This window comes from Kitasatospora sp. NPDC091276, assembly GCF_040684355.1.
Classification (GTDB): Bacteria; Actinomycetota; Actinomycetes; order Streptomycetales; family Streptomycetaceae; genus Kitasatospora.
Genome location: NZ_JBFBFU010000023.1, coordinates 12952 through 34720, shown reverse-complemented (window position 1 = coordinate 34720; position 21769 = coordinate 12952). Strand labels below are relative to the sequence as shown.

Below are 21769 nucleotides of genomic sequence, written 5' to 3'. Positions count from 1 at the left end.
TGGACCACCGGGTGGATCTACTTCCGATAGGCCTCCCTCGTGACGGCCGCGCTGATCGGGCAGTACGTGGCGGTGAGTTTCGGGCTGCGGCGGGGCGCCGGCTGGGGAACGGGCACGGGGTCCGCCGCAGGTCACGCGGGGTGGCGGACAGCAGCTCTTGTAGAGCAAGGCTCCTCCCGGGCCCCATCCATAGGATCATCTGCACCGCGTGACTACGCTGTGGCTCTACGACAGTGGGGGAAGGGCGAGTGCCATGACAGCGTGGATTCTGGTGTGCAACCCAGCGAGGTTCCGTATCGACGACCTGCGGGCAGACAACGGCGAGTTGGACTCCTGGACAGTCCGGCGCTACCTCAACGAGATGCAAGAAGGCGATCCGTTTGCGCTGTGGGTGAGCGGTCCAGGCGGTGGTGTCGTGGCGCTTGGCGAGCTCACAGGTGAGCCGCGCTGGAGTGGCGACGAGAGGGCGGACCATCAGTACTGGGTAGAACCGCCCGGCGCCCGGGATGCCGTGCCGCTGAAGGTTGAGAAGTGGCTGGAATTCCCAATCCCGCGAGCTTGGTTCATCAACAATGAAGTCTTCGCTGGTGCCGGAATCCTGTCCCAGCCGTTCGCCGGAAATCCCCACCGCCTCACGAACGAGCAGTGGAACGCGCTGGCCACCAGGGCTGAGCAAGCCGTAGCCTCTGGGCTGGACAGCGAGATTCCGACAGGCGATGGCTGGCACCTCCAGCCGGGCGATCAGATCCGCCGAGTCGAACTCCACGACCGCTACGGGGGCAGCCGTCAAGGAGGAATTAGTCCGTCATCGCAGTCCAAGAACGTTCTGTTCTTCACGGACGCCAGCACGGGCGAACAGCACGGCTATGACGACCTCTGGGAGTCTGACGACCATTTCCGCTACACCGGTGAGGGGCAGAGCGGCGATCAGGTCTTCGCCAAAGGCAACAAGGCCATCCGGGACCACCTCCGGGACGGTCGACACCTTCGCCTCTTCATCGGCAGCCGGGGCATCGTCCGCTACGCGGGTGAGTGGATTCTCGATCCCAACGAGCCGTACTCATGGGGCAGCGCCAAGTCCACGAACGGCGGGCCGAAGCGGAAAGTGATCCATTTCCACCTGATCCGGCTGGGGGCCGCGGTAACCGCCCCAGGCGTACCAGTGGGCAGTGACTACCGCGTCGAAGACGAGACCACCGTCCCAGCGCCGGCTGCCCCAAGCACCCCGGACCCGGCGCTGGTGGGGCGAAATCTCAGCATGCATCGGCAACTTCAGAACGGGCTCGCCAAGGAGGCGCAGGCCCGTGGCATGAAGCCACTGTCGCCGACTCCGGCCGACCCCGCCTTTGATATCGCTTGGCACGACGGGGACACCCTGACGGTGATCGAGGTGAAGTCCTTGCGACCCGAGAACGAGTCTCATCAACTGCGCACCGGAATAGGGCAGTTGCTTGACTATGTGGACCAGCTTAGTGCGCGAGCCCCGCGGGTTCGTGGAGTCCTGTGGTTGGAGCGGACTCCGCTGGAAGAACGCTGGTTGGGCATCTGTGAACGCGCCGGGGTGGTGCTTGCGTGGCCGGGGGCAGACGCCAAGGTCTGGGAGCAGCCGCAGGCCCTCTGACCGTGGCCAGCCGTGCTCCAGGTTGCGGAACTGTCCCGGGCCCGCATGCGTTTCGCGATACAAAGTTCGCCTGATGGATCAGTTGGGGGCTCAATGTCGAAGACGAGTCGGGTGAATGCTCTCTGCGCGGCGGTGGCTGCCTTGCGCGTCGATCGGTCGTCTGGGCAGCCTGCCCGACACCAGCCGATCACCTTGCTGTGGGCCATCGGGCGAGCGGCAGCGAACCAGCCGCGAATGGTGCGCTGGACGAAGGCGCGGGCTGAGCTCAAACCGTTGCTTGAGGAGTTCGGGCGCACTGGGGCGAACCCCTCGCCGGAGTATCCGTTCGTGGCCTTGAGCCGGTCTGGACTGTGGGAGCTCCGCGGGTACGAAGGCGAGGTTCCGGCAGCCCGCGGGTCGGGACTCCAGCGATGGCTCGATGACCACGAGCCACTGGGCGGACTGGAGCACGACTTCTACGAGCTGATGGCGACTGCCCCTGCGGCTCGCAAACGCGTGGTCGACACCCTGTTGAGTCGATTCTTCGATACAGAGAAGCGCGCAGACTTGTTGAAAAATGTCCGACTCGGCATCGCCGATTTTGACGGATACGGGGCCGTACCGGGGATCGAGGTGGGTCGCGTCTTCGCAAACCGGCAGGCACTGCGTGACGTCGCCGTGCACCGGCCGCTCCGGGCAGGCATCTGCGGCACCACGGACGGCGGAGCGGAGTCCATCGTATTGTCCGGCGGCTACGAGGATGACGAAGACCACGATGACGTCATCATCTACACCGGACAGGGTGGGCGTGACGACAACACCGGTCGGCAGATACGCGACCAGACTCTTACTCGCGGAAATGCCGCTCTTGTGACCAGCCAAACAACTGGCATTCCGGTACGAGTGGTCAAAGGCGATTCAGATACCGGTTACCGTTACGATGGGCTCTTCCGGGTTGAAGCCTTCTGGCATGCCGTTGGTCAATCCGAATTCCTGGTCTGGCGCTACCGACTGACAAAGATCTCTTCTGACGAAACGGTCACTCAGGATCCGGCAGGTCAGGCACCGGAAGGTCGGAAGAATACGACACGCGTGGAGACCACCTTTCAGCGGATCATCCGTAGTACCAAGGTGGCGAACTACGTTAAGCGCGTCCACGGCTTCACCTGCCAGGTGTGCGGCACGCGACTTGCCACGCCCACGGGCGCCTACGCAGAAGCTGCGCATATTCGGGCCCTGGGCAAGCCACACAACGGGCCTGATCTTGCCGACAACATCCTGTGCTTGTGTCCCAACCACCACACACTGTTCGACTTCGGCATGCTGTCCATCGCGGATGACCTGACAATTACCGACCGTGCCACGGGTGCCCACCTTGGGAGGCTGCGTGAGGTTCGTGGTCATCGAATCGATCAGGGGTACCTGGCCTACCACCGAGAGCACCACTCCGAGAGGTGGAAACACGGGCAGGACGATGGAGCCGGCGACGAAGGGTGAGGGCGACGTCGGGGAATAAGGCCCAGGGCCCTGCCGGAGGTGTTCGGGAGGGCCCTTTGGTGTGGGCGGGGTGTCAGAGGGAGGTGGGGAGGTCGGTGCGGGAGGTGATGTGGAGTTTGGGGTAGGCCTTGTAGAGGTGGTGGGCGATGGTGCGGGGGCTGAGGAAGAGTTGGGCGGCGATCTCGCGGTTGGTGAGGCCTTGGGCGGCCAGGCGGGCGATCTGGAGTTCCTGGGGGGTGAGGGGGGAGTCGGGGGTGCCGGTGGGGCTGGTGGTGGGGGCCGGGGTGCCGGTGGCGGTGAGTTCGGTGCGGGCGCGGGCGGCCCAGGGGTGGGCGGCGAGGCGTTCGAAGGTTTCGAGGGCGGCGCGCAGGTGGGGGCGGGCGTCGGTGCGGCGGCGGGAGCGGCGCAGCCATTCGCCGTAGAGGAGGGCGGTGCGGGCCTGCTCGAAGGGGCGGTGGGTGCCTTCGTGGAGGTCGAGGGCGGCGCGGTAGGCGGATTCGGCGAGTTCGTCGGGGCCGAGCAGGGCCTGGCAGCGGAGTCGGAGCGCTTCGGTCCAGGGGCGGTCGGCGGCGGCGCTCCAGCGGGCGAAGCGTTCGTAGGGTTCGGCGGAGCGTTCGGGGGTGCCGAACCGGACGGCGGCTTCGACCAGGTCGGGGACGGCCCGGGTGGCGCTGACGTGGTGCCGGTGGGGGCCGGTGGTGAGGGTGCGCAGGCGGTCGGCGGCGTCGCCGGCGCGGCCGTGGCCGAGGTCGAGCAGGGCGAGTGCCCAGTGGGCCCAGGGGCGGCCGGCCGCGGGGGCGGCGGTCTGCGGGCCGGTGGTGGCGAGGGATTCGGCGGTGAGCCGGGTGCAGCGGTCGGTGTCACCGTCGAGGGCGGCCAGGTAGGCGAGGAGCGCGGTGAGTTGGCTGGTCCACTGGTGCTGGCCGGTGTCACGGGCGAGGGCGAGGGCTTCGGTGGCGGTGACTTCGGCGTCGCGGTGGCGGCCGTGGAAGAGTTCGGCCTCGGCGAGGAAGAACTGGAGGGTGGGCATCACACCGATGGTGCCCTTGGCGCGGGCTTCGGCGACGAGTTCGCCGCCGAGTTCGGCGGTCTCGTCGTCGCGGCCGAGGATGAGGGTGGCGCCGCAGAGTTGGACGAGGTCGACGGGGGTTTCGGCGCCGGCCTTGCGGGCTGCCGCAGCGGTGTCGCGGGCGGCGGGGGGCTGTGGTGCGGGCCGGCCGAGGGCGGGGAGTACGGCGGCGGGCAGGTGGCGGGCGAGCGGGGCGAGCGGGTCGTCGTCGGCGAGCGGTAGCGCGGCCAGCCGGTCGAGGACGGCGATCACCGGTTCCTCGCCCGCGTACCAGGCGGTGTGGAAGGCCTGGAACAGCATCCGGGCGGCGTGCGGCGCCTCGATGGCGGTGCCGGCGGCGTCGAGCAGCAGCCGGTAGGCGGTCGGGTAGGAGCCGCGCCAGAAGTGCGCGGTGGCCCGGACCTGGTCGAGCAGGGCGTGTGCCAGGGGGTTGTCGGTGCGGGCCCCGGCCTCGTCGGCGAGCGTCTCGGCCCGCACCAACTTCCCTTCTTCGGTGGCGGCTTCGGCGGCCAGGACGAGGCGGCGGGTGGCGGCGTCGCGGTCCGGGGTGAGCCGGGCGGCCCGCTCGTACGCGGCGGCGGCGCCGCCGTGGGCGCCGCGGGCCTCGGCGCGGACGGCGGTGCGTTCCAGCGCGTCGGCGAGGGCGGCGTCGGGGGTGGTGGCGGCGTGGGCCTGGTGCCAGGTGCGGCGGTCGCCGTCCGGCAGTGCTCCGGCGATGGCCTGGTGAATCGCCAGCCGCTGGTGGTGCGGGGCGCGTTGCAGGATGGCAGCCCGCAGGAGCGGGTGGCGGAAGGCGATCCGGCGGTCGGGGGTGACGCTCGCCAGGCCGGATTCCTCGGCGGGGCCGAGGTGTTCGGCGGGGACGCCGAGGGCGTCCGCGGCGGGCAGGACGACGTCGAGCTCGCCGGTCTCCTCGGCGGCGGCGACCAGCAGGAGGGTCTGGGTGGCCGGGGGCAGGCCGGTGACCTGGCCGTGGAAGGCGATCAGCAGCCGGCTGGTGAGCGGCAGGCCGCCGGGCGCGGGCGGCGGCGAGCCGTGGGTGTTCGCCTGCGTCCCGGTGGCGATGGGGAGTTCGGTGAGGGCGAGCGGGTTGCCGGCCGCCTCGACGAGCAGCCGCTCGCGGACGGCGGCGGACAGGCCGGGGCCGGCCCGGTGGTCCAGGAGCCGGGCGGCGTCGGGCTCGGGCAGGCCGTTCAGCCGGAGCTCGGGGAAGCCCGTGGTCGGGAGTTCCGGTGCGCCGCCGCCGGTGCGGGCGGCGAGCAGCAGGGCGACTCCTTCGGCCTGGAGCCGGCGGGCGGCCAGCAGCAGGGCGTCGAGGGAGGCGTCGTCCAGCCACTGCGCGTCGTCGAGGACGCACAACAGGGGCTTTTCGGTGGCGAGTTCGGCGAGCAGTCCGAGGGTGGCGAGCCCGACCAGCAGCCGGTCGACCGGGGCGCTTTCCTCGGAGAGTCCGAACGCCGCTTCCAGGGCGCGCCGTTGCGGCCCGGGCAGGGCGTGCAGCCGGTCGAGGCCGGGTGCGAGCAGCAGGCTCAGCCCGGCGAAGGGCAGTTCCGCCTCGTACTCGACGCCCGCCGCCCGGATCACCCGGAACGCCTCGCCCGCCCGCCCGACGGCGTGGTCCAGCAGCGCGGTCTTGCCGATCCCGGGCTCGCCCCGGAGCAGCAGCACCCCGCTGCGGCCTTCGCGTGCCGCGTCCAACAGTCCTGCCACGACGGACTGTTCGTGTTCCCTCCCGTACAGCATGCCCCCGACCCTACCGAGGCCCTCCCGGCCGCAGGTGCGGGCGGGCCCGCCGAGCACACCTACGTACCCCCGCCGGACGCTACGTACCCCCATGCCGATACGTGACTGATTCGCCCGCACCGGCCCGTCCCTACCTTGGTGAGCAGCGGGAACGAGCCGCTCAACCACCCACCGGGACACGGGAGAAGACCATGACCGAGATCACCGCCACCGCCCTCCAGCAGCTCGCCGAGCGCTACCTCGCGGTCTGGAACGAGACCGACCCGGGCGCCCGCCGCAAGCTGATCGACGAGGTGTGGGCCGTGGACGGCCGGTACACCGACCCGCTGGCCGCCGTCGCCGGCCGGGACGCGATCGACGCGCTGATCGGCGCGGCCCAGGGCCAGTTCCCCGGGCTGGAGTTCACCCTCGGCCCGGTGGACGCGCACCACGACATCGCCCGGTTCACCTGGAACCTCGGGCCGGCCGGCGCCGAGCCGGTGGTGATCGGCTTCGACGTCCTGGTGGCCTCGCCCGACGGGCGGATCGGCTCGGTGTACGGCTTCCTGGACCGCGTCCCGGGCGCCTGACGGCAGGCCGGACGGGTCGGGGGCCACCCCCACCGCCCCCGACCCACTCCCCCCAACCCCACTGAGGAGAAGCCGAGATGAGCTCCGTCCTGACCACCCGCCCATCGACCGCGACCGGCAATGCGCCCGACGATGCGCCCGGCACCGCGGGCACCGCCGCGAGCACCACCGCGCCCGGGGCCGAGGCGGCGGCCGGCGCCCCGCGCGGCCTGCTGGCGGTCGTCCTGACCGCCACCTTCATGACCGCCCTCGACTTCTTCGTCGTCAACGTCGCCGTCCCGTCCGTCCAGGCCGACCTGGGCGCCGGACCGGCCGCCGTCCAGTGGGTGATCGCCGGATTCAGCCTGGCCCTCGCGGCCGGCCTGGTCACCGCCGGCCGACTCGGCGACCGGTACGGCCGGCGCCGGGTGTTCGGGCTCGGCCTGGCCCTGTTCACCCTCGCCTCCGCGGGCTGCGGCCTCGCCCCCACCGCCGCCGCGCTGGTCGGCGCCCGGGTGGTGCAGGGCCTGGCGGCGGCGCTGATGGGCCCGCAGGTGCTGGCGATCCTGCGGACGGCGTTCAGCGGCGCGGCGCAGGCGCGGGCCTTCGCCCGGTACGGGCTGACCATGGGCGTCGGCGCGGTGTTCGGCCAGTTGATCGGCGGGCTGCTGATCCGGGCGGACCTCTTCGGCCTCGGCTGGCGCAGCTGCTTCCTGATCAACCTGCCGATCGGCCTGGCCGCCCTGGCCATGGTCCGCCGTTGCCTGCCGGAGTCGCGCGCCCCGCAACGGCCGGGCCTGGACCCGGTGGGCGTGCTGCTGGTCACCACCGCGCTGACCGCCCTGGTGCTGCCGCTGATCCAGGGCCCCGCGCAGGGCTGGCCGCTGTGGACCTGGCTCTGCCTGGGCGGCGCGGTCGCCCTGCTGGCCGGCTTCGTGGTGCATCAGCACCGCACCCGGACCCGCGCCACCGCCCCCGGCTCCGGCTCCGCCACCGACTCCGCCCCCGACTCCGGCAGCGGCTCCGGCCCCGCCGCCCCGCTGGTCGACACCCGGCTGTTCCGGACCAGGGCCTTCGGCGCCGGTCTGCTCGCCCAGCTCGCCTTCTGGCTCGGCCAGGCGTCCTTCTTCCTGGTGCTCGCCCTGTACCTCCAGCTGGGCCGCGGCCTGGACGCGCTCGGCGCCGGACTGGTGTTCACGGCGATCGGCCTCGGCTACCTGCTCACCTCCAACGCCACCCACCGCGTCGCCGCCCGGCTCGGCGGGGCCCGGACGATCGCCGTCGGCGGGCTGCTGATGGCCGTCGGGCTGGGCCTGCTCGCCCTCGCGGTGTACGGCGCGCCGGGCGGGAGCGTGTGGTGGCTGACGCCGGGGCTGTTCGTGGACGGCCTGGGGATGGGCCTGGTGATCGCCCCGGTGACCTCCGTGGTGCTGGCCGGGGTCGAGCCCCAGCTGGTCGGGTCGGCCGCCGGGGTGCTGGCCACCGTGCAGCAGGTCGGCGGGGCGCTGGGCATCGCACTGATCGGCCTGCTCTACTACGGCGGGGGCGACCCGGCGGCCGCGTTCGGCCGCAGCGTGACGGCGCTGGCGGCGCTGGAGCTGGTGCTGGTGGGCCTGGTCCGGCTGCTGCCGCGGAAGGGCTAGCGGGACCGAGCGGGCGCGCACGAGCGGACGGGCTCCCAGGAGCGGACGGGATCCCGGGAACGGGGGTGGGAGGGACGGGGCGGGTGGGGCGCGCGGGTGAGCTGCGGCCACCCGTCCGCCCCGTTCCGTCCCCCGCCCGCCCCGTTCCGTCGCCCGCCCGTTCCGTTCTGTCCCCCCGATCGGGTTGGATGGTCGGATGAGCGAGGAGAAGAGCGCCGTACCGGCGTGGGAGCAGCGGTTCAGGGCAGCACGGGTGTCACTCCCCGACTGGGCCGAGGACGCCCCCGACCGGGCGCTGTACGTGTCCAACGCGACCGGCACCTACGAGGTCTACGCCTGGGACCGGGTCACCGGCACCCACCGGCAGGTCACCGACCGGCCGAACGGCACCACCGACGCCGAGCTGTCCCCCGACGGCGCCTGGGTGTGGTGGTTCGACGACCACGACGGGGACGAGTTCGGCGTCTGGCGCCGCCAGCCCTTCGCCGGCGGGCCCGCGGACCGCAGCGCCGGCACCCCCGACGAGGAGGCCGTGCCCGGCCTCGCCCCCTCCTACTCGGCCGGCCTGGCGCTCGGCCGCGACGGCACGGTGGTCGTCGGACGTTCCACCGACGAGGACGGCACCACCCTGCACCTGCGCCGCCCCGGAGCGGCCGAGGCCGTCGAGATCTACCGGCACGCGGAGTACGGCGGCGTCGGCGACCTCAGCTACGACGGCACGCTGCTCGCCATCGACCACACCGAGCACGGCGACGCGATGCACTCCGCGATCCGGATCGTCCGCCTCTCGGACGGCGCGAGCGGCACGGGCGGCACGAGCGGCACGAGCGGCACGACGGGCGAGCCCGCCGAAACCGTCGAAACCGTCGCCGAACTCGACGAGGTGACCGGCCGGGACGAGCCGCGCGGCGTCGCCTGCCTCGGCTTCGCCCCGGTCGACGGCGACACCCGGCTGCTGGTGGCCCACCAGCGCACCGGCCGCTGGGAGCCGATGATCTGGGACGTCGCCACCGGCGCCGAGACCGCGCTGCCGCTGCGCGACGAGCAGGGGCGCGAGCTGCCCGGCGACGTCTCCGCGCAGTGGTGCCCCGGCGCCGAGGCGCTGCTCGTCGAGCACGAGTACGAGGCGCGCAGCGAACTGTTCTCGTACACGCTCGCCGACGGTCGGCTGACCCGGCTGGACACCCCGCGCGGCACCGTCGGCGGCGCCACCGCCCGCCCGGACGGCACCGTCGAGTACCTGTGGTCCTCCGCCGCCGAGCCCTCCGCCGTCCGCTCCACCGCCGGGACGGTCGTGCTGCGGGCGCCCGGCGCGGTGCCGCCCGGCTCCGTCCCGGTCGAGGACATCTGGGTGGACGGGCCCGGCGGGCGAGTGCACGCCCTGGTGCAGCGTCCGGCCGGGGCGGGCGAGGGGCCCTTCCCGACCGTGTTCGAGATCCACGGCGGCCCCACCCACCACGACAGCGACTCCTTCGCCGCCGGCCCGGCCGCCTGGCTGGACCACGGCTTCGCGGTGGTCCGGGTCAACTACCGCGGCTCCACCGGCTACGGCCAGGCCTGGACCGACGCCCTGCACGAGCGGGTCGGCCTGATCGAGCTGGAGGACATCGCGGCCGTCCGGGAGTGGGCGGTCGCCAGCGGCCTCGCCGACCCGCGCCGGCTGGTGCTCACCGGCGGCAGCTGGGGCGGCTACCTGACCCTGCTGGGCATCGGCGTCCAGCCGGACAGCTGGACGCTGGGCGTCGCCGCCGTGCCCGTCGCGGACTACCACGCCGCGTACGCCGACGAGATGGAAGCGCTCAAGTCGCTGGACCGCACCCTCTTCGGGGGCACCCCGGAGGAGGTCCCGGAGCGATTCACCGCCTCCTCGCCGCTCAGCTACGTCGAGCAGGTGCGGGTGCCGGTCTACATCAGCGCCGGGGTCAACGACCCGCGCTGCCCGATCCGGCAGATCGAGAACTACGTCGAGCGGCTGGAGCAGCTGGGCAAGCCGCACGAGGTCTACCGGTACGACGCGGGGCACGGGTCGCTGGTGGTGGAGGAGCGGATCAAGCAGCTGCGGCTGGAGATCGACTTCGTCCGGCGGCACCTCACCGCGGCGTCGGAGACCGAGGCCGCGGCCGGAACCGAGACCGGGACCGAGGCCGGCGACGGGGAGACGGTGTGAGGCGTCTGCTGACGCTCGCGGGGGTGGCGGTGGCCGGGGCCCTGGTGCTCACCGGCTGCTCGGGCGGGCACGGCGCCGAGGCCGCCTGCCCGCCCCCGGCCGGCCCCACGCCGACCACGGCCGCGCCAACCGCACCGGCCGCACCGGCCGCCACCGCGACCCGCGCGAGCGCAGCGGGGCCGAACGCGCCGGGGCCGGGACCCGCCGTCGCCCGGGCGGCGTACGCGCCTGCGGCGGGCGAGGACGCGGTCCAGCTCGCCAGGGGATCCAGCGGCTCGAAGGGCTCGTCCGGCTCGAAGGGCTCCGGGTCGAAGGGCTCCGGCTCCAAGGGGACGAAGACCGGGCGCACCGTGCACCACCACATCGACCGCTACGACTCGAACGACGACGTGAGCGGCGGCCACGGCCGGTGCCACGACGAGCCGGCGTTCACCGAGTCGCCGACGCCGGTGCCGTCCTCCCCGACGGCGCCCGGTAAGCCGACGACCGCACCGGTCGTCCCGGCCCTGCCGTCCGCTCCCTCCGTCCCCGGCAAGCCGACCCGCTGAGGCGGGCCGGCCGAGCAGGGGCCAGCCGAGCAGGGGCCGGCCGAGCAGGGGCGCCGAACCGCGGAGGTCAGTCCAGGACCGGGTCCAGTCCGAGGGCCCGGTCCTGCTCCGCCTCCCCCTCGCGGCGCACCAGGCGGAACCACATGAAGATGACGAAGCCCCCGAAGACGAACCACTCCAGGGTGTAGCCGAGGTTCTGGAACGCCCGCAGGGTGAGCCCGTCGCCGCCCTGCGGCTGGACCGTCGGCACCGGGGTCAGCCCGGCCGGCACCGCGTCGGCGGCGACCCAGCCGTCGTACCAGCCGTCGTACGCGAGCGCGTTGAGCAGCGCCGCCCGGTTGACCGTGCCGAGCTGACCGGCCGGCAGACCGCCCGCCACGGCGCCGTTGCTGCCACTGGACTCACCGGCCTGCAGCCGCCCGGTGACGGTCACCTGGCCGGGAGGCGGCGGCGCGGCCGCGGACGCGCCCTCGGCGGGCGCACCGGGCGCCCAGCCGCGGACCACGGCGGCGAACCGGCCGTCGGCGGTGCGCAGCGGAGTGAGCACGTAGTAGCCCTGCTTGCCGTCGACCATCCGGTTCGGGACGAGGAGCTGGTGCTCCGCGTCGTAGCTGCCGGTCACGGTGACGGGCTTGCCGACGGTCTCGGTGGTCACCTGCGGGGTGGCCTGGTTGAGCAGGTCGTCGATCGGCCGCACATCACTCGAAGCGGTGACGGTCTGCTTGGTCTCCTGGTGCGACGAGAACCGGTCCTCGAACCGGCCGAGCTGCCAGGAGCCCAGCCAGACGCACACCGCCACGGCCGCGACGGCCAGCGCGGTGCCGCCGAGCCAGCGCGGAGTCAGGAGGAACCGGTACACACCCCCACGGTAACCACTCCTCACACCCGTCCCGGCCGCAGGGGTCCGCCATCGGCCACTCCGGACCGGCTGGTCGCCCGTCCGACCCTGCCCGTCCAACCCTGCCCGCCCGGCCCCGACCGCCTCCCCTGACCGCCCGCCGCCGGACCGCCGCCGGACCGCGGAGCCCGTCAGCCCGCCGGGGGCGTGTCCGACGGCGGCGACGCCGGTGCGCCCACCGCCTGGACGCCGCCGCGGTACAGGGTGCCGGCGCAGGCCACGGGGAAGGTCGCGGTGGCAACGGCAGGGCTGCCGGGGGCGGGGGTGTGGGCGATGGTGGCGGTGGCCGGCGCCGTGGTGGGGTTGCCGGTCGGGGTGGCGGTGGGGCTGGGGGCGTTGGTGGGCCCGGCGCTGGGGGACGAGCTGGCCTGGGGGTTGGTGCTGGGGACCGCCGAGGCGTCCGAGGCCGCCGGGGCGGCACCGGTGGCGGCGGCGGGTGCCTGGGAGGCCCCGGCGGCCTGGTTGGCGCCGCCCTGGCTGGTGGGCCCGGTGGTTGCGGTGCTGCCGCCGGAGGTGGGGCAGGTCCGGTCGGGGATCCAGTCGAACGACACCCGGTAGCCGGCCTGCGGGGCGAGGACGGGGGGCTCCGCGTCCATCGCGGGCAGGTCGCCGGCCGGGTCGCCGGCGGCGTGGTCGGCGGTGCGCACGCGGCTGCGGTCGGTCCCGCTCACCGCCGTGACGGCGACGGCGCCGGGGCCGCCGAGCCGGCAGCTGCGGCCGGAGACGTTGTACACGGTGAACGAGCCGTGGATCCGGCCGTCGGCGTCGGCCGGGCCGACCTGTGCGCCGCCCTGGCCGAGGTCGGCCCGGGTGCAGAGCGGGGTGATCGGGCTGTCGCCGGTACTGGCGGCGGGGGCGGCCGGGGCGGTGGTGCCATCGGCGCGGGTGGTGCTGGCGCCGGGGCTGGGTGAGGCGGTGGGGGTGCCGGAGGGTGACGCGGTGTCGCCGGTGCCGCTGGGGCCGGGCCGCGAGGGCGTGCCGGTGCCGGGGGCGCCGCCGGCCCTGGTGCCGGTCGGTGCGGCGGGGGCCGGGCTGCTGGCGTCGGCCGAGCCGGGGCCGCCGGACAGGCCCAGGTGCTCACCGTCGTGCAGGGCGGGCAGGGCGACGGCGACGGCGAGGGCGAGGGCGACGGCGCCGGTCCAGGCTCCGCGCCGGGCGGCCCGGCGGCGGGGTACGGCGTACCGGATCCGCGGCAGGCCGCCGGGTTCGGGCTGGATGCCGGCGACGGCGCCGCGCATCAGGTCGCGGACGCTTCGTTCCTCGGCGGAGAGCCCGTCGCCCTCACCGTCCGAGGGCCACCGCCCGGCGCCGTCAGCCATGCCCGGCCTCCATCTGGATGCGCAGGGCGGCGAGTCCGCGCGAGCCGTAGGCCTTCACCGATCCGAGCGAGATGCCGAGGGTCTCGGCAACCTGCGCCTCCGTCATGTCCACGAAGTAACGCAGCACCAGAACCTCCCGCTGACGGCGTTGCAGACCACGGAGCGCGGCCTTCAACTGGTCGCGCTCCAGCGCATCGTAAGCGCCTTCTTCTGCACTGGCCATGTCAGGCATGGGCTTGGGCAGCAGGCGCAGGCCGAGGATCCGTCGGCGCAGGGTCGAGCGGGACAGGTTGACGACGGTCTGCCGCAGGTAGGCCAGGGTCTTCTCGGGCTCGCGGACCCGGCGCCGGGCGGCGTGCACCCGGATGAACGCCTCCTGGACGACGTCCTCGCAGGTCGAGAGGTCGTCCAGGAGCAGCGCGGCGAGCCGCAGCAGGGAGCCGTAGTGGGCCTGGTAGGTCTCGGTGAGCAGGTCTTCGCTGGTACCCGCGTCGGTACCGGCACCGGAGCCCGCCGCACCGGGTGCGACCGCGGTCATCTGGTCGTCTTCCGGCCTACTCGCCGGCCACGGGGCGCGCGAGGGGAAGGCCACCACGGCTCTCGCCGGGATGCCCGCCCCTGCTCCCACCATCACGTTCGCCACGCCCGTTGGACACTCGATCCCCTGTCATGGTTGCCCAGCCCGGGGGCCATTCTTCCGCATCGGCGGAAGAGGCCTCCAGGGGATTCCATCGGGATTCCGGACAGATTGTGTCGAGGAGCGGACACGTCCTCCCCGGATCGGGGGCCGCGCGGGCCCGGGAGCGGGCGGCTCCAGGCCTTCCCGGGCCATCTCCCGGGCCTCCTACCAGGCCTCTTCCCGCGCCCTCTCCCAGGCCTCTTCCCGCGCCTCGCCCGGGCTTCCTGCCAGGCCTCTTCCCGCGCCTTCTCCTACGCCGCTCCCGGCGCGCCTTCCTGTGTCACCGTCAGCTCACCGGCCACCAACTCCGCGATCTGCAGCAGGTTGAGCGCCGCACCCTTGCGCAGGTTGTCGCCGCAGAGGAAGAGGTCGAGCGCGGCCGGCTCGTCGAGGGCCCGGCGCACCCGTCCGACCCAGACCGGGTCCGTCCCGACCACGTCGTTCGGCGTGGGGAACTCGCCGGCCGCCGGATCGTCGTACAGCACGACCCCCGGGGCGTCGCGGAGGATCTGCTGCGCGTGCTCCTGGGTGACCTCGCGTTCGAAGAGCGCGTGCACGGCCAGCGCGTGGGTGCGGACGACCGGGATGCGGACGCAGGTCGCGGAGACCTTGAGGGCGGGCAGGCCGAGGATCTTGCGGGCCTCGGCACGGATGCCGACCTCCTCGGAGGACCAGCCGCCGTCCACCAGGGAGCCGGTCCAGGGCACCGCGTTGAGCGCGAGCGGGGCGGCGAACGGCCCGTGGTCGGCGATCACCGCGCGCAGGTCGCCGGCCTGCCGGCCGACCTCGGTGCCGGCCACCAGGGCGGTCTGCTCGCGCAGCGCCGCCTCGCCGATCCGGCCCTCGCCGGAGGCGGCCTGGTAGGAGGCGACGACGAGTTGAACGAGCCCGTACTCGGCGTGCAGGGCACCGACGGCCGCGATCATCGCGAGGGTGGTGCTGGCGGGGCTGGCGACGATGCCGCGGGCGCGCAGCCGCAGCGCGGCCGAGTTGACCTCGGGGACGACCAGCGGCACGTCCTCGGCGGTGCGGAAGGCGGCGGAGTCGTCGACCACCACGACGCCCTTGGCGGCCGCGATCGGCGCCCACTGGGCGGAGACCTCGTCGGGGACGGCGAACACGGCGACGTCGATCCCCTCGAAGGCCTCCTCGGCCAGCGGGACGACCTCGACCGGCACCCCGCGCACGACCGGCTTGCGGCCGGCCGAACGCGGGGAGGCGACGAGTCGGATCTCGCCCCAGACGTCCTGGCGCAGGGAGAGCAGGCCGAGCAGCACCTCGCCGACCGCGCCGGTGGCGCCGACGACGGCGAGGTTCGGCCGCCGGGTCATCGCCCGGTGCCTCCGTAGACGACGGCCTCGTCCGTCTCGCTGTCCAGTCCGAAGGCGCTGTGCACGGCGCGGACGGCCTCCGGCACGTCCTCGGCGCGGGTGACGACCGAGATGCGGATCTCCGAGGTGGAGATCAGCTCGATGTTGACGCCCGCGGCGGACAGCGCCTCGAAGAAGGCCGCCGTGACACCCGGGTTGGAGCGCATGCCCGCGCCGACCAGGGAGATCTTGCCGATCGCGTCGTCGTAGCGCAGCGACTCGTAGCCGATGCCCTCCTTGACCCGGCCGAGCGCGTCGATGGCCTTCTGGCCCTCCGCCTTGGGCAGGGTGAAGGAGATGTCGGTCAGCCCGGTCGACGCGGCGGAGACGTTCTGCACCACCATGTCGATGTTGACCTCGGCGTCCGCGATGGCGCGGAAGATGCGGGCCGCCTCGCCCGGCTTGTCGGGCACGCCGACGACCGTGACCTTGGCCTCGGACGTGTCGTGGGCGACTCCGGAGATGATGGCCTGCTCCATCTCGCCCCCTTCGGGCTTGTGCGGGTTCTCGTTGCTGACGATCGTCCCGGGAAGACCCGAGAAGGACGAGCGTACGTGAATCGGGATGTTGTAGCGCCGGGCGTACTCCACGCAGCGGTCGAGCAGCACCTTGGAGCCGGACGACGCCAGCTCCAGCATGTCCTCGTACGCGATCCAGTCGATCTTGCGGGCCTTCGCCACCACGCGCGGGTCGGCGGTGAACACGCCGTCCACGTCGGTGTAGATCTCGCAGACCTCGGCCTTGAGCGCGGCGGCGAGGGCGACGGCGGTGGTGTCCGAGCCGCCGCGGCCCAGCGTGGTGATGTCCTTGCTGGTCTGCGACACGCCCTGGAAGCCGGCCACGATCGCGATGTTGCCCTCGTCCAGGGCGGTGCGGATGCGACCAGGCGTCACGTCGATGATGCGCGCCTTGTTGTGGACGGAGTCGGTGATGACGCCGGCCTGGCTGCCCGTGAAGGACTGCGCCTCGTGCCCCAGCGATTTGATCGCCATGGCCAGCAGCGCCATGGAGATGCGCTCTCCAGCGGTCAGCAGCATGTCGAACTCACGGCCGGCAGGAAGCGGTGACACCTGCTCCGCGAGTTCGATGAGCTCGTCCGTCGTGTCGCCCATTGCGGACACCACGACGACGACCTCATGGCCGGCCTTCTTGGCGTCAACGATTCGGCGGGCAACGCGCTTGATGCCTTCGGCATCCGCAACGGATGAGCCGCCGTACTTCTGCACGACAAGGCCCACGTGCGCTCCTCGACTTGTGTCGTCTTCCGGGGGCACCAGGCCCCCGCACCCCCGGGGAAAAGGGGCTGTGCGGTCGGCGCCAGTCTACCGAGCAGGGGTGCCACAACCGGCGCTTTCCATATGATGAGACGCCCGTTTCAGCAGGTGGTCGGCGAAACGGGCGGCACCACCGGCAGGTCTGCGGGCAATTCGCCACCGCCCCGAAGAATCGGCGGATCAACGGACGGTGATCCGGCGGGATTTCTTTTCCGCGCGGAATGCTGAGGCATTCGTCACAATCAGCCGACGACCGGCCGATGCCCGGCAGATGCCGGGCCGACGACCGCCGGGGGCGCACCGAAAACCGGCGCGCGCCGGGGGCGACGTTCGGGCGTGCCGGAATCGCGCGGACGTGCCGGAATGGCACGGGCAGCGGAGGGCGGCGCTACCGCCCGAGGCCCAGCTCCGCCGCCATCAGGTCGCCGGCCTGCTGCTCCAGCTGCTCGTCGGTGAGCCCGTCGTCGTCGGTGTCGGCGCCGTCCGGCACCGCACCGATCGGACTGTCCAGCCGGACGTGCGCGATCAGCGACTGCAGCGCCCGCAGCACCGCCGTGCAGGTCGTGCCCCAGTTGGAGAGGTACGAGAACTGCCACCACCACAGCGCCTCGCTGACCCGGCCCTCGCGGTAGTGGGTCAGCCCGTGCTGCAGCTCGCCGACCACGCCGGCCAGGTCGTCCGAGATCCGGAAGGCGTTCGGCTTCTCCGGCGGGCCGTACGGGTCGAAGACCTCGTGGTAGACGTCGATCGGCGCGAGCAGCTCGGCCAGTCGCTCGCGCAGCTGCTCGCCGTCCGGCTCCGGCCCCGCGTCGGGCTCGAAGCGGTCCTCCGGGACGACGTCCTCGATGGCGCCCAGCCGGCCACCGGCCAGCAGCAGTTGCGAGACCTCCAGGAGCAGCAGCGAGACCGCGCTGCCCGGCTCGTCGCCCTTGGCGACCTCGGTGACGGCGAGCACGAAGCTCTCCACCGAGTCGGCGATCTGCACGGCGAAGTCGTCCGGCTCCGAACCGTGCGCGTGGATGTGCGGGGTGTGGCTCTGCGGCTCCCCGTGCGGCTGTCCGGGGGCCGGCTGGTGGGCCTGCCCGTGGGACGGCTGGTGGGGCGTGTGGGGCTGCTGGTCGAGCGTCCGGTCAGACATCGAGAAGTCGTCTCCCTTCGAAGGCGCGACCGAGGGTGACCTCGTCCGCGTACTCCAGATCCCCGCCGACGGGCAGGCCGCTCGCCAGCCGGGTCACCTTCAGGCCCATCGGCTTGCAGAGCCGGGCCAGATAGGTGGCGGTCGCCTCCCCCTCCAGGTTGGGGTCGGTGGCCAGGATCAGCTCGGTGACCGTGCCGTCCGCGAGGCGCGCCAGCAGCTCGCGGATCCGCAGGTCGTCCGGGCCGACGCCCTCGATGGGGCTGATCGCGCCGCCCAGCACGTGGTAGCGGCCGCGGAACTCGCGGGTGCGCTCGATGGCGACGACGTCCTTGGACTCCTCGACCACGCAGATGACGCCGAGGTCGCGGCGCGGGTCCAGGCAGACCCGGCACTGTTCGGCCTCCGCGACGTTGCCGCAGACCGCGCAGAACCGGACCTTGTCCTTGACCTCCAGCAGCGCGTGCGCGAGGCGGCGCACGTCGGTCGGGTCGGACTGCAGGATGTGGAAGGCGATCCGCTGGGCGCTCTTGGGCCCGACGCCGGGCAGCCTGCCCAGTTCGTCGATCAGGTCCTGAACCACGCCCTCGTACAACGTCGCGCCTTCCCTCGGATGGTCGGTGGTGCTCCGGTGCCATCATCCAACGAATCGGGCGCCGGACACACCGCCCGACGCCCGACTCCCACATAAATCACATGGGTCCGTTGTCTGAACTTCAGAACTTCAGGACCTCAGACCTGCCTGCTCGGAGCCCCCGTCCGGGAGCTCCCCCAGGTCAGAACGGCAGACCGGGGATGCCCCCGCCCAGGCCCTGGGTCAGCGGGCCCATGCGCTCGGCCTGCATCTTCTGCGCCGACTGGTTGGCGTCCCGCACGGCCGCCAGGACCAGGTCGGCCAGGGTCTCGGTGTCCTCCGGGTCGACGGCCGCCGGGGCGATGGTCAGCGCCACCAGCTCACCGGCACCGGTCACCGTGGCCTCGACCAGGCCACCGCCCGCCGAACCGCTCACCTTCGTCTCCGCCAGCTCCTGCTGCGCCTGCGCGAGATCCTGCTGCATCTTCTGCGCCTGCTTCAGCAGCTGCTGCATGTTGGGCTGGCCACCACCGGGGAACACGGCTCACTCCTCGCTTCGTGCTTGCTGTCCTGCGTCGCCGTCCTGCCTGCGGTCACGTCCGCTTGCAGTCCCGCTCGCGTCGTCACGGCCGAGCCTACGTGCTGCCGGGGCGGGCCGTCGCTCAGTTGCCGCGGTGGTGGATCTCCTCCAGAACCGTCGCGCCCAGCTCCCGGATGATCAGCTCCTGACCGGAGAACGCCTCCTCGTTGAGGTCCGGGTCGTCCTCCTCCGGGATGTCGTCCTCCGGCGCCACCGCGCGCACCGGACGGGCCGGCGGCGCGGCCACCGGCGGCGGGGCCTGGACCGGCGCGGGCGCCGGGGCGGCCTGCACCTGCGGGGACGGCTGCGACCGGACCGGCGCGGGCACCGGAGCCGGAGCCGGCACCGGCGGCGCGGCGGCCGCCGGACGGGCCGGGGCCCCCCAGCCGCCACCGCTCGGGGCGGCACCGCCCAGGCCACCGCCGCCGATGGCCGTACCGCCGCCGAGGGAACCGCCCCCGGACGGGTCGACGATGCACTCGATCCGCCAGTCCACACCCAGCGCGTCGGTCAGCGCCTGGCGCAGCACGTCATCGCTGTTGCTGCCGACGAAGCTGTCCCGGGCGCCCGCGTTGATGAAGGACACCTGGAGCACGCTGCCGTCGAACCCGGCCACCTGGCCGTTCTGGCTGAGCAGGATCCAGGTGAAGCGGCGGCGGTTCTTCACCGCCTCCAGAATCTGCGGCCACAGCTGCCGGACCTGCGCCGCGCCCTGTTGCGCGGCGGCCGACGCCGGCTCGGCGGGCTGCCCGGCCGGGGCGGGCGCGGGCGCCGCGGGGGCAGGGGCGGGGGCGGGGGCGGACACCGGGGCCTCGGCGGCCTGGGCCGGCGGCTGCGGCGAGGGGGCCGCGGCCGGGGCCCCGCCCGCCGGCGGGAAGCTGCGCGGGATCGGCCAGGCACCCGGCGCGGGCCCGGCGGGCGCCGCGGGGGCTGCCGGTGCTGCCGGTGCGACTGGCGCAATCGGTACCGGAGCCGCCGCAGGGGCCGTCGCAACCGGCGCGGCCTGCACCGGGGCGGCCTCCGCCACCGGCGCCGGCGCCGGAACGGGCGCGGCCATGGGCGCCGCCACCGGCACCCCCACCGCCATCGGCGCGGCGAACCCGCCGGCCGCCGCCCGGCGCTCCAGCTTGTCCAGCCGCGCCTGCAACGACAGCTCGTCGCTGTACGCGCCCGGCAGCATCACCCGGGCGCAGATCAGCTCCAGCTGCAACCTCGGCGCCGCGTTGCCGCGCATCTCGGTCAGCCCGGTGTTGACGATGTCCGCCGCCCGGCTCAGCTCCGCCGAGCCGAACGCGTCCGCCTGCGCCTGCATGATCGCGACCCGGTCCGCCGGGGCGTCGATCAGCCCCTTCTCCCCCGCCTCCGGCACGGTGGCCAGGATCACCAGGTCGCGCAGCCGCTCCAGCAGGTCGGCGACGAAACGGCGCGGGTCGTGCCCGCCCTCGACCACCCGGTCGATCACCTGGAACACCGTCGCCCCGTCGTGCGCGGCGAAGGCGTCCACCACCTCGTCCAGCAGTGCCGAGTCGGTGTACCCGAGCAGCGAGGTCGCCATCTGGTACGTCACGCCGCCCTCGGCGGCGCCGGCCAGCAACTGGTCCATGACCGACATCGAGTCACGCACCGACCCGGCCCCGGCCCGGACCACCAGCGGGAACACCGAGTCCTCGACCTGGATGCCCTCCCGGCCGCAGACCTCCGCCAGGTAGTCGCGCAGCGTGCCCGGCGGGACCAGCCGGAACGGGTAGTGGTGCGTCCGGGACCGGATCGTCCCGATCACCTTCTCCGGCTCCGTGGTCGCGAAGATGAACTTGAGGTGCTCCGGAGGCTCCTCGACCACCTTGAGCAGCGCGTTGAACCCGGCCGAGGTCACCATGTGCGCCTCGTCCAGGATGAAGATCTTGTAGCGGCTGTGGACCGGCGCGAAGAACGCCCGCTCCCGCAGCTCGCGCGCGTCGTCCACACCACCGTGCGAGGCCGCGTCGATCTCGATCACGTCGATCGAGCCGGGCCCGCCGGTCGCGAGGTCGCGACAGGACTGGCACTCCCCGCAGGGCGTCGGCGTCGGCCCCTGTTCACAGTTCAGACAGCGGGCCAGGATGCGCGCACTCGTCGTCTTCCCGCAGCCGCGCGGCCCGCTGAACAGGTACGCGTGGTTGACCCTGTTGTTACGCAGGGCCTGCTGGAGCGGAGCGGTCACGTGCTCCTGCCCGATGACCTCCGCGAAGGTCTCGGGGCGGTAGCGGCGGTACAGGGCTAGGGACACACCCCCGACGATATCGGGACGCGCCGACAAACGCGTCGCCCCTCGCCTCGCCGCCGTCCCCCACCGTCCCCCCGGCGACCGCCCGGGAACGCAAAGACCCCCCGTGCACCCGCCAGAGCCCTCTTACCCTTGCTGCCTTCCGGCCCTGGGGGGGTTCAGAGAGATAACGCCACACGAGGGGCTGACCCCCACACTACCGGATCCGAGCCCCGACGATCCACAGGCAACCCCACCCTCCCGCCTACGGGATCGCTGGTCGCGACCACCCCCGAACATGTACTAAGCTCTCCCACGGAGGATTCGCCTAGAGGCCTAGGGCGCACGCTTGGAAAGCGTGTTGGGGGCAACCCCTCACGAGTTCGAATCTCGTATCCTCCGCCATGGCTGACCAGCCATAACGAAGGCCCCGACCGCACAGCGGTCGGGGCCTTCGTCGTTGCGTGGTTGCAGTTTTGGTTGCGTTCCTGGTTCTCGACCGATGTCCGGTCGTGACTCGTTAGGGCAACTGTGACCTCGCGGGTACCCAATGGGTCGATGGCCATGGCGATGGGACGTGTGATGACACTCGATGCGGCTGCTGGAGCTCTGGCGGCTAGGGGTGTCTGGGTGGGTGGGAGCTGGGACGGCTGTGACTGCGGACGTCTCGGTCAGTGGAGAACGATTGGATAAACGGCACGCCCGGCGGCATCTCCGCCTGGCAGTCTCCGCGCATGGGTCTTTACCTCCGCAGTAGCCTCAGAGCCGGCCCCTTCCGTTTCAACCTTTCCCAGTCCGGCATCGGTGTGTCCGTGGGCGTTCCCGGGTTCCGCGTCGGGACCGGGCCGCGAGGTAACTACGTTCGGGCGACGGGAGCACCGCG

Annotated in this window: 16 protein-coding genes, 1 tRNA gene, 1 other RNA gene and 1 pseudogene; 8 read left to right on the top strand and 11 right to left on the bottom strand. The window is 72.9% G+C overall.

The features are described 5' to 3' along the window. Window positions 1-253 precede the first annotated feature (253 nt). Together AB0O19_RS26680 and AB0O19_RS26675 are read left to right on the top strand one after the other, a co-directional pair. Window positions 254-1621, top strand: coding sequence for an EVE domain-containing protein (locus AB0O19_RS26680; protein ID WP_363623036.1), 1368 nt, complete (start codon window positions 254-256; stop codon window positions 1619-1621). A 93-nt stretch (window positions 1622-1714) separates the two neighbouring features. Then, a complete protein-coding gene (locus AB0O19_RS26675; RefSeq protein WP_363623034.1) occupies window positions 1715-3097 on the top strand; it encodes a YDG/SRA domain-containing protein in 1383 nt (460 codons plus the stop codon). A gap of 73 nt (window positions 3098-3170) precedes the next feature. Here the strand turns inward: AB0O19_RS26675 and AB0O19_RS26670 are convergent, their stop codons facing one another. After that, window positions 3171-5909, bottom strand: coding sequence for an AAA family ATPase (locus AB0O19_RS26670; RefSeq protein ID WP_363623033.1), 2739 nt, complete (start codon window positions 5907-5909; stop codon window positions 3171-3173). Window positions 5910-6100: 191 nt separating this feature from the next. On the opposite strand from AB0O19_RS26670, the gene AB0O19_RS26665 reads away from it, so the two are divergent. From AB0O19_RS26665 to AB0O19_RS26650, 4 genes are all read left to right on the top strand, one after another. Continuing rightward, a complete protein-coding gene (locus AB0O19_RS26665; protein WP_363623031.1) occupies window positions 6101-6478 on the top strand; it encodes a nuclear transport factor 2 family protein in 378 nt (125 codons plus the stop codon). A 77-nt stretch (window positions 6479-6555) separates the two neighbouring features. After that, the gene (locus AB0O19_RS26660; RefSeq protein WP_363623029.1) at window positions 6556-8100 is read left to right on the top strand and encodes an MFS transporter; all 1545 of its coding nucleotides are present in this window, start codon (window positions 6556-6558) and stop codon (window positions 8098-8100) included. A gap of 196 nt (window positions 8101-8296) precedes the next feature. After that, window positions 8297-10267: a prolyl oligopeptidase family serine peptidase gene (locus tag AB0O19_RS26655; protein WP_363623027.1), complete on the top strand. Its 1971-nt coding sequence runs from the start codon at window positions 8297-8299 to the stop codon at window positions 10265-10267. Then, the gene (locus tag AB0O19_RS26650) at window positions 10264-10815 is read left to right on the top strand and encodes a hypothetical protein (RefSeq protein ID WP_363623025.1); all 552 of its coding nucleotides are present in this window, start codon (window positions 10264-10266) and stop codon (window positions 10813-10815) included. The genes AB0O19_RS26655 and AB0O19_RS26650 overlap by 4 nt, the downstream gene beginning before the upstream one ends. A gap of 67 nt (window positions 10816-10882) precedes the next feature. On the opposite strand, the gene AB0O19_RS26645 is transcribed toward AB0O19_RS26650, so the two are convergent. The 10 genes from AB0O19_RS26645 to ffs all read right to left on the bottom strand — a co-directional run bounded on the left by AB0O19_RS26645 (window position 10883) and on the right by ffs (window position 21093). After that, a complete protein-coding gene (locus AB0O19_RS26645) occupies window positions 10883-11674 on the bottom strand; it encodes an SURF1 family protein (RefSeq protein ID WP_363579720.1) in 792 nt (263 codons plus the stop codon). 170 nt (window positions 11675-11844) lie between these two features. Continuing rightward, window positions 11845-13032: a hypothetical protein gene (locus AB0O19_RS26640; protein WP_363623024.1), complete on the bottom strand. Its 1188-nt coding sequence runs from the start codon at window positions 13030-13032 to the stop codon at window positions 11845-11847. After that, entirely contained in the window at window positions 13025-13570 is a 546-nt protein-coding gene (locus AB0O19_RS26635) for a SigE family RNA polymerase sigma factor (RefSeq protein WP_363579722.1), read from the bottom strand. The genes AB0O19_RS26640 and AB0O19_RS26635 overlap by 8 nt, the downstream gene beginning before the upstream one ends. 392 nt (window positions 13571-13962) lie before the next feature. Beyond that, on the bottom strand, window positions 13963-15042 hold the full coding sequence (locus AB0O19_RS26630) for an aspartate-semialdehyde dehydrogenase (RefSeq protein WP_363623022.1): 1080 nt from the start codon (window positions 15040-15042) through the stop codon (window positions 13963-13965). Then, the gene (locus AB0O19_RS26625; RefSeq protein WP_063348651.1) at window positions 15039-16319 is read right to left on the bottom strand and encodes an aspartate kinase; all 1281 of its coding nucleotides are present in this window, start codon (window positions 16317-16319) and stop codon (window positions 15039-15041) included. The genes AB0O19_RS26630 and AB0O19_RS26625 overlap by 4 nt, the downstream gene beginning before the upstream one ends. Before the next feature lie 424 nt (window positions 16320-16743). Then, window positions 16744-17493 carry a DUF5063 domain-containing protein gene (locus AB0O19_RS26620; protein WP_363623020.1) on the bottom strand — a complete coding sequence of 250 codons (750 nt, stop codon included), beginning with the start codon at window positions 17491-17493 and terminating at the stop codon, window positions 16744-16746. Then, entirely contained in the window at window positions 17486-18085 is a 600-nt protein-coding gene (gene recR / locus AB0O19_RS26615; protein ID WP_350876365.1) for a recombination mediator RecR, read from the bottom strand. The genes AB0O19_RS26620 and recR overlap by 8 nt, the downstream gene beginning before the upstream one ends. Window positions 18086-18266: 181 nt before the next feature. Continuing rightward, the gene (locus tag AB0O19_RS26610; protein ID WP_063348649.1) at window positions 18267-18605 is read right to left on the bottom strand and encodes a YbaB/EbfC family nucleoid-associated protein; all 339 of its coding nucleotides are present in this window, start codon (window positions 18603-18605) and stop codon (window positions 18267-18269) included. A 121-nt stretch (window positions 18606-18726) separates the two neighbouring features. After that, window positions 18727-20910, bottom strand: a complete 2184-nt coding sequence (locus AB0O19_RS26605) for a DNA polymerase III subunit gamma and tau (protein ID WP_363623017.1) — start codon at window positions 20908-20910, stop codon at window positions 18727-18729. A gap of 92 nt (window positions 20911-21002) precedes the next feature. Next, window positions 21003-21093: signal recognition particle sRNA small type (gene ffs, locus AB0O19_RS26600), an RNA gene on the bottom strand. 110 nt (window positions 21094-21203) lie between these two features. On the opposite strand from ffs, the gene AB0O19_RS26595 reads away from it, so the two are divergent. Both AB0O19_RS26595 and AB0O19_RS26590 read left to right on the top strand, forming a co-directional pair. Further along, window positions 21204-21291: transfer RNA gene (locus tag AB0O19_RS26595), tRNA-Ser, on the top strand. A gap of 329 nt (window positions 21292-21620) precedes the next feature. Next, a pseudogene (locus tag AB0O19_RS26590) lies at window positions 21621-21755 on the top strand (DUF4236 domain-containing protein); the annotation flags it as partial. Window positions 21756-21769 lie beyond the last annotated feature (14 nt).

Bases quoted from the DNA above. Each gene is read 5' to 3' on its own strand.
- AB0O19_RS26680 (WP_363623036.1), top strand. From the start codon at position 254: ATGACAGCGTGGATTCTGGTGTGCAACCCAGCGAGGTTCCGTATCGAC.
- AB0O19_RS26675 (WP_363623034.1), top strand. From the start codon at position 1,715: ATGTCGAAGACGAGTCGGGTGAATGCTCTCTGCGCGGCGGTGGCTGCC.
- AB0O19_RS26670 (WP_363623033.1), bottom strand. From the start codon at position 5,909: ATGCTGTACGGGAGGGAACACGAACAGTCCGTCGTGGCAGGACTGTTG.
- AB0O19_RS26665 (WP_363623031.1), top strand. From the start codon at position 6,101: ATGACCGAGATCACCGCCACCGCCCTCCAGCAGCTCGCCGAGCGCTAC.
- AB0O19_RS26660 (WP_363623029.1), top strand. From the start codon at position 6,556: ATGAGCTCCGTCCTGACCACCCGCCCATCGACCGCGACCGGCAATGCG.
- AB0O19_RS26655 (WP_363623027.1), top strand. From the start codon at position 8,297: ATGAGCGAGGAGAAGAGCGCCGTACCGGCGTGGGAGCAGCGGTTCAGG.
- AB0O19_RS26640 (WP_363623024.1), bottom strand. From the start codon at position 13,032: ATGGCTGACGGCGCCGGGCGGTGGCCCTCGGACGGTGAGGGCGACGGG.
- AB0O19_RS26635 (WP_363579722.1), bottom strand. From the start codon at position 13,570: ATGACCGCGGTCGCACCCGGTGCGGCGGGCTCCGGTGCCGGTACCGAC.
- AB0O19_RS26630 (WP_363623022.1), bottom strand. From the start codon at position 15,042: ATGACCCGGCGGCCGAACCTCGCCGTCGTCGGCGCCACCGGCGCGGTC.
- AB0O19_RS26620 (WP_363623020.1), bottom strand. From the start codon at position 17,493: ATGTCTGACCGGACGCTCGACCAGCAGCCCCACACGCCCCACCAGCCG.